Consider the following 6,185-nt stretch of genomic DNA (forward strand, 5'->3'; position numbering starts at 1 on the left):
TGGACTAATTGATAATAAAGGTAGGTTAAAAGTCGCTTAAAGCTTCTTCTTTTAACGCTATTTCATCAGACATTTTATATAAAAATTTCAACTTCCGAATTAAATCAGCGGCTTGTTGATCAGCTTGTTCATTTTGATTGTTTAACAATATTTTTAGTTGAGATAATTCACTTGAAATTTCCTTGCGGATTTCATCATCTAACAATTCTAATTCATCTAAAGGTTCAGCTTGTTCTTCTATTTCAGCAAGTTGTTCGCGCCATTCCATTTGCTGCATTAAAAATGCGGTGTCTTTTATTGTTTGCTGCTCATGCTGCAAATCTACACCCCGCAACTGCAACAAATACTCAGCGCGTAACACAGGCGTTTTCAACATAGAATATGCATCATTTACCTGAGAATTTTTTTGAATGGCTAGTAACTTATCTTGCTCACTACTATTAGCAAACTTATCTGGATGAGTTAAACGTTGAAGAGTTTGATAAGTCTGAGACACCTCAGCTAAATCGACCTCAAAGGATGCTTTGAGGTTAAATAATTCAAAATGATTCATTAGCTAAAATACAACACGCTCTTAGACATTAAAACTTTCACCACAACCACATTCGCCATTAGCATTTGGGTTAGTGAACTCGAATCCTTCGTTAAGCCCATCTTTCTTAAAGTCTAGGTGGGTTCCTTCCAGATACACTAAACTTTTTCCGTCAATAATGACTTTAACCCCATTATTTTCGAAAACTTGATCATCGTCATTAACTTCATCTACAAATTCAAGTACATAAGCTAAACCAGAGCAACCAGTTGTTTTAACGCCTAAACGTAGCCCGATACCAGAACCTCGATTTTCAAGGAAAGTACGTGCTCTTTTCGCAGCACTGTCAGATACTGAAATTCCCACTGGTGACTCCTATTACAACTAACTTATTTTTGACGACTTTTATAGTCGTCAACTGCCGCTTTAATGGCATCTTCAGCCAAAATAGAACAGTGAATTTTTACTGGTGGCAATGCTAACTCTTCTGCGATATCCATATTACTAATAGCCGTTGCTTCATCAATAGACTTGCCTTTAACCCATTCAGTTACCAAAGAGCTAGACGCAATTGCAGAGCCGCAACCATACGTTTTAAACTTAGCGTCTTCAATTATGCCCTGGTCATCTATTTTAAGTTGCAGTTTCATTACGTCACCACAGGCTGGAGCACCAACCATACCAGTCGCTACACTCGGATCATTTTTATCAAAACCGCCAACGTTACGAGGGTTTTCGTAATGATCGATTACTTTTTCGCTATAAGCCATTGTCTTTACCTTTTAATTTAAGCCTTGCATTTGTGAGCAACACTTTAAAATTCAATATTCTTTAATAGAAAGAAACTTAGTGGTGAGCCCACTCAACTGTACTCAAGTCAATACCTTCTTTGTACATGTCCCACAATGGAGACATTTCTCGTAACTTATCAATCGCATTGCGGATCACACTGACCACATAATCAATTTCAGCTTCTGTGGTAAATCTACCAATGGTAAAACGAATCGAACTATGTGCTAGTTCATCACTTAAACCCAAGGCTCTTAATACATAAGATGGCTCCAAGCTTGCAGAAGTACAGGCTGAACCTGATGAAACCGCCATGTCTTTCAAGGCCATAATTAAAGATTCGCCTTCTACATAAGCAAAACTAATATTAAGGTTTCCTGCTATGCGGCTTTCCATATCACCGTTGATATAAGTCGCTTCGATATCTTCAATACCTTTTAATAAACGGTCTCGAAGATTACGAATTTTTTCGTTTTCAGTGGCCATTTCTTCTTTAGCGATGCGGAATGCTTCACCCATACCCACTATTTGGTGAGTTGCCATAGTACCTGAACGCATTCCACGCTCGTGTCCGCCACCGTGCATTTGTGCTTCTAAACGAATGCGAGGCTTTCGTCTTACATACAAAGCACCGATACCTTTAGGGCCATAAGATTTATGAGCAGAAAAAGACATTAAATCGACTTTTAATGTTTGTAAGTCAATCTCTACTTTACCTGTACTTTGTGCAGCGTCTACGTGGAACAATATCTTACGGGCACGGCATAATTCACCGATAGCGGCTATGTCTTGGATCACACCAATTTCATTATTGACGTGCATGATACTAATTAAAATCGTATCAGGACGGATAGCTGCGGTTAACTTGTCTAAATCAACTAAACCATTTGGTTCAGGATCTAGATAAGTCACTTCATAACCTTCGCGCTCAAGCTGACGGCAAGTATCTAACACAGCTTTATGTTCGGTTTTTAAAGTAATTAGGTGTTTACCTTTTTTACCATAAAAATTAGCCGCGCCTTTAATGGCTAAGTTGTTAGATTCTGTTGCACCAGAGGTAAATACTATTTCTCTTGGATCAGCATTGACCAAATCAGCAATTTGATTTCTTGCTATGTCTACCGCTTCTTCTGCTACCCAACCAAATTTGTGAGAGCGAGATGCCGGGTTTCCAAACACACCTTCTGTAGTCAAACACTCTGCCATTTTGGCTGCTACTCTAGGGTCTACAGGTGTTGTTGAAGAATAATCCAAATAGATTGGAAGCTTAAGTTCGCTCATTTTTTACTCCGCTTATAACTGCAAGCTGATTGTAATGTCATTTGCCGCTATCTGATTAAGATGTTTACTTTTGTCTTGTCTGTCTGCAATTTCTTTTACCTCATGTTGCTCCATAAGCTCACCTAAGGTAATTCCATCTAAAAACACACTAATTCTATCGCTCAATCCTTCCCATAAATTATGAGTAAGGCAACGTTTACCACCTTGGCATCCGGCTAGACCTTGGCACTTTGTAGCATCTACCGATTCATTTACCGCTCGGATAACTTCACCAATAGATATTTCACCAGCATCGCGACCTAATTTATAACCGCCGCCAGGACCACGCACGCTATCAACCAGGCTTTCTTTACGTAATCGAGAGAACAATTGCTCAAGATAAGATAACGAAATTTCCTGACGCTCTGAGATATCTGCCAATGACACAGGGCCACGTTGAGAATGCAAAGACACATCCAACATAGCTGTTACCGCATACCGACCTTTTGAGGTTAATTTCATAATGTACACTCAAGACAAAACTTGATGTAAATTTTACTTACTTGACTAATTTAGTCAAGTATATAACCAACTATTTTAGTCAAGTACTTATTCCAAAATGATAAATTATATTTAAATTTGCGGATCGAAAGCATCTCGTGCTTTTTGAATATCTTTAACCATTTCTTGATCAGAGAAGTCATCTAACGCTAAATTAGGTAACGTTTCGCCACAAACTTGCCCACCCATTTTGTTGATTTCTTTGCACATTTCTTCCATTTTGGTATCCATTAAATGCACATGATCAACCATGACTCCTATAGCGTGAGCAATTGGATCGGGATTGTCGGTAACCACTGCATAAGCATCAAAACCATATTTTTCGGCTATTTTTTCCCTATGATCATTGTTGGGTGATTTGGGTTTGCTTTGCTGCACAACTACTCTCCCAGGTATGCCAATTACCGTTGCCCCTTCTGGGACATCTCTGACTACCACTGAGTTAGAGCCAACTTTGACTCCTTTATGCATAGTAATTGGACCCAGAACTTTAGCCCCTGCTCCAATAACAACATTATCTTCTAGCGTCGGGTGACGTTTGCCAGCGCTCCAACTTGTGCCACCCAAGGTCACACCGTGATACAGGGTGACATCATTACCAATTTCGGCAGTTTCACCAATGACGACTCCCATACCGTGATCAATAAAAAATCGACGGCCTAACTTAGCGCCGGGGTGAATTTCAATACCTGTTAACCAACGAGAGAATGTGGAAATAGTGCGGGCTAACCAAAACCAATTATTTATCCAAAGTTTATGACTTAAACGATGAAACCAAATGGCATGTAAACCAGGATAATTAGTTAAAATTTCAAAAGTATTACGCGCCGCAGGATCTCGGTGAAATACACTTTTTATATCTTCTTTAATTGTTTCGAACATGATTAGTCTTTTTGTTTTGACACTTTATCTACTGACGACAAAATACCTCTAAGGATATTTAATTCCTGAGATTCAGGGCGAGCCCGATTAAACAAACGTCTTAATTTAGTCATCACCATTCCTGGGTGATTAGCAACGATAAAGCTAGTTTGAGCCAGTGTTTTTTCAAGATGGGCATAGAAGCCTTCAAGATCTTCAGATAAAGGGTATTCGTTTTCATTAGGTTGATCGGCATTTGGATGCCGGGTGGCATTTAAATAAGCCATACGTACTTCATAACTTAAGGTTTGTACCGCCGCGGCTAAATTCAGTGAACTGTAATCAGGGTTAGCTGGAATACACACGTGAAAATGACATTGTTGTAACTCTTCATTACTCAATCCATTGTTTTCACGACCAAAAACTAAAGCCACCGTATAATTAGGTACCTCTGCAATGAGTTTTTCGCCACATTCCCTTGGCTCTAACATAGGCCATGATAATGTCCGTGAACGAGCACTTGTGCCGATAACAAGACCACAATCAGCCACCGCTTCTGCTAATGTTGAGACTGTCTTAGCATTAGCTAAAACATCCCCCGCTCCTGCGGCTAATGCACTTGATTTACCATCTGGAGCCGAAACAGGATCGACCAACACTAATTGGCTAAGGCCCATGGTTTTCATAGCCCTAGCTGCAGATCCAATATTCCCCGTATGAGAAGTATTGACTAACACGACGCGAATATTTTCTAACATAGTAATTAAGTAACCCAAGCCTAATTTTTCAGGGCGCGGATAATAGCACAATTTTATCTATTTTTTGCTATTCCCTTTTTATTGGTTTGTTAAGCCAGGTGCAAAGACCTAAAGTTAATTTATATTCTGATTGCTTAATTTAGTGATTTTGTTAAACTGCGCGGCGATTTTTTGCTCAGCTTTTGTGCTATTTTTAAAATATTACTACTGGGCTATATTTAATGTTCTTTTAAAATTGGTGGTAAACTATGCATCCTATGCTGAATATAGCGGTTCGCGCCGCGCGCGTTGCGGGCAATATCATTGCTAAAGGGTTTGAGAATCAAACCGACCTTTTGACAGAAGCTAAAGGTGATAATGACTTTGTAACTCGTATTGACAAAGAAGCTGAACAAGCAATTATTCATAAAATTAAACAGTCTTTCCCCGAACACAACTTTGTGGGCGAAGAAGGTGGCATAGTTGAAGGGTCTGATAAAGACTTTAAATGGGTTATTGATCCATTAGACGGTACCACTAATTTTATAAAAGGCATTCCTCATTTTTGTGTCTCAATTGCTTTATTACATAAAGGTCGTTTAGATCAAGCCGTTGTATTCGATCCTATCCGTGGTGAGTTATTTACAGCAAGTAAAGGCGCTGGCGCTCAATTAAACGGATTTAGGATCCGTGCAAGTAAAGCTAAAGAGTTAAGTCAAACTATTCTAGCGACCGCTTTCCCTTTTAAAGATAAAGAGAGCTTAGAGACATACCAGCAAGGCTTTAATAAAATATTTATGCAAGCAGGCGACATTAGACGTTCTGGTTCTGCAGCGCTAGATTTAGCCTATGTAGCTGCAGGTCGATACGACGGTTACTGGGAGCGCGGAATAAAACCTTGGGATATTGCTGCTGGCGAGTTGTTGGTAAGAGAGTCTGGTGGATTAGTCACGGATTTTGCTGGAGGCAATGACCCTATGCATAAAGGCGAAATTGTTGCTGGTAGTGCTAAAGTGGTTCAAAACTTAGTAAAACACCTCAAATAACCAAAATATTATTTATAAAAAGGCGATTAACACTCGCCTTTTTTGATCAAATTCCCCCCAACAAATTACTTGCTAGAGTAGTTAATAATAATACCCGTCACAACGAATAAAAAATTCCCTTAATTGATTTCGATCTAATAGTTGATTCTACCCCATCTTTTATGCTTTAGTTATACTCTAAATTACGAAGTAAGTGATTGGTATAAAAAAGTTATTACGAAATTGGATGAGTAATGTCGAATCAAAGTTTCGAAGCAAAACTAAAAGAGTTACGAGAGCTTTTTACCTCAACGCTGCCTGATAAATTATCTGAAGTGTTAACCCTTTGGGAAAACGCATTGGAAACCTGGACAGAAGATAATTGTAAAAAGTGCATGTTCGAGCTGCATAGCTTAAAGG

The 6,185-nt window shown here is 39.1% G+C and carries 8 protein-coding genes; 1 reads left to right on the forward strand and 7 read right to left on the reverse strand.

From position 1 onward, the window contains the following. Window positions 1-25: 25 nt before the first annotated feature. The 7 genes from hscB to trmJ all read right to left on the reverse strand — a co-directional run bounded on the left by hscB (window position 26) and on the right by trmJ (window position 4,761). The gene (hscB, locus tag ACSHXM_RS05325; RefSeq protein WP_435687699.1) at window positions 26-553 is read right to left on the reverse strand and encodes a co-chaperone HscB; all 528 of its coding nucleotides are present in this window, start codon (window positions 551-553) and stop codon (window positions 26-28) included. 21 nt (window positions 554-574) lie between these two features. Further along, window positions 575-898: an iron-sulfur cluster assembly protein IscA gene (iscA, locus tag ACSHXM_RS05330; protein WP_435687700.1), complete on the reverse strand. Its 324-nt coding sequence runs from the start codon at window positions 896-898 to the stop codon at window positions 575-577. 23 nt (window positions 899-921) lie between these two features. Further along, the gene (gene iscU, locus ACSHXM_RS05335; protein ID WP_435687701.1) at window positions 922-1,302 is read right to left on the reverse strand and encodes a Fe-S cluster assembly scaffold IscU; all 381 of its coding nucleotides are present in this window, start codon (window positions 1,300-1,302) and stop codon (window positions 922-924) included. 76 nt (window positions 1,303-1,378) lie between these two features. Further along, complete coding sequence (locus tag ACSHXM_RS05340; RefSeq protein ID WP_435687702.1) at window positions 1,379-2,602, reverse strand: IscS subfamily cysteine desulfurase; 1,224 nt, start codon at window positions 2,600-2,602, stop codon at window positions 1,379-1,381. A gap of 12 nt (window positions 2,603-2,614) precedes the next feature. Next, window positions 2,615-3,103, reverse strand: a complete 489-nt coding sequence (gene iscR / locus ACSHXM_RS05345; protein ID WP_435687703.1) for a Fe-S cluster assembly transcriptional regulator IscR — start codon at window positions 3,101-3,103, stop codon at window positions 2,615-2,617. Window positions 3,104-3,214: 111 nt separating this feature from the next. Continuing rightward, window positions 3,215-4,024, reverse strand: coding sequence for a serine O-acetyltransferase (gene cysE / locus ACSHXM_RS05350; protein WP_435687704.1), 810 nt, complete (start codon window positions 4,022-4,024; stop codon window positions 3,215-3,217). A 2-nt stretch (window positions 4,025-4,026) separates the two neighbouring features. Continuing rightward, the gene (gene trmJ / locus ACSHXM_RS05355) at window positions 4,027-4,761 is read right to left on the reverse strand and encodes a tRNA (cytosine(32)/uridine(32)-2'-O)-methyltransferase TrmJ (protein ID WP_435687705.1); all 735 of its coding nucleotides are present in this window, start codon (window positions 4,759-4,761) and stop codon (window positions 4,027-4,029) included. A 248-nt stretch (window positions 4,762-5,009) separates the two neighbouring features. Between trmJ and suhB the strand changes: the two genes are divergently transcribed. Beyond that, window positions 5,010-5,786 (forward strand): inositol-1-monophosphatase, encoded by a 777-nt coding sequence (gene suhB / locus ACSHXM_RS05360; protein ID WP_435687706.1) that lies wholly within the window; start codon window positions 5,010-5,012, stop codon window positions 5,784-5,786. Window positions 5,787-6,185: the final 399 nt, after the last annotated feature.

Origin of the sequence: Paraglaciecola sp. (assembly GCF_051252315.1) — a bacterium.
Lineage (GTDB): Bacteria > Pseudomonadota > Gammaproteobacteria > Enterobacterales > Alteromonadaceae > Paraglaciecola.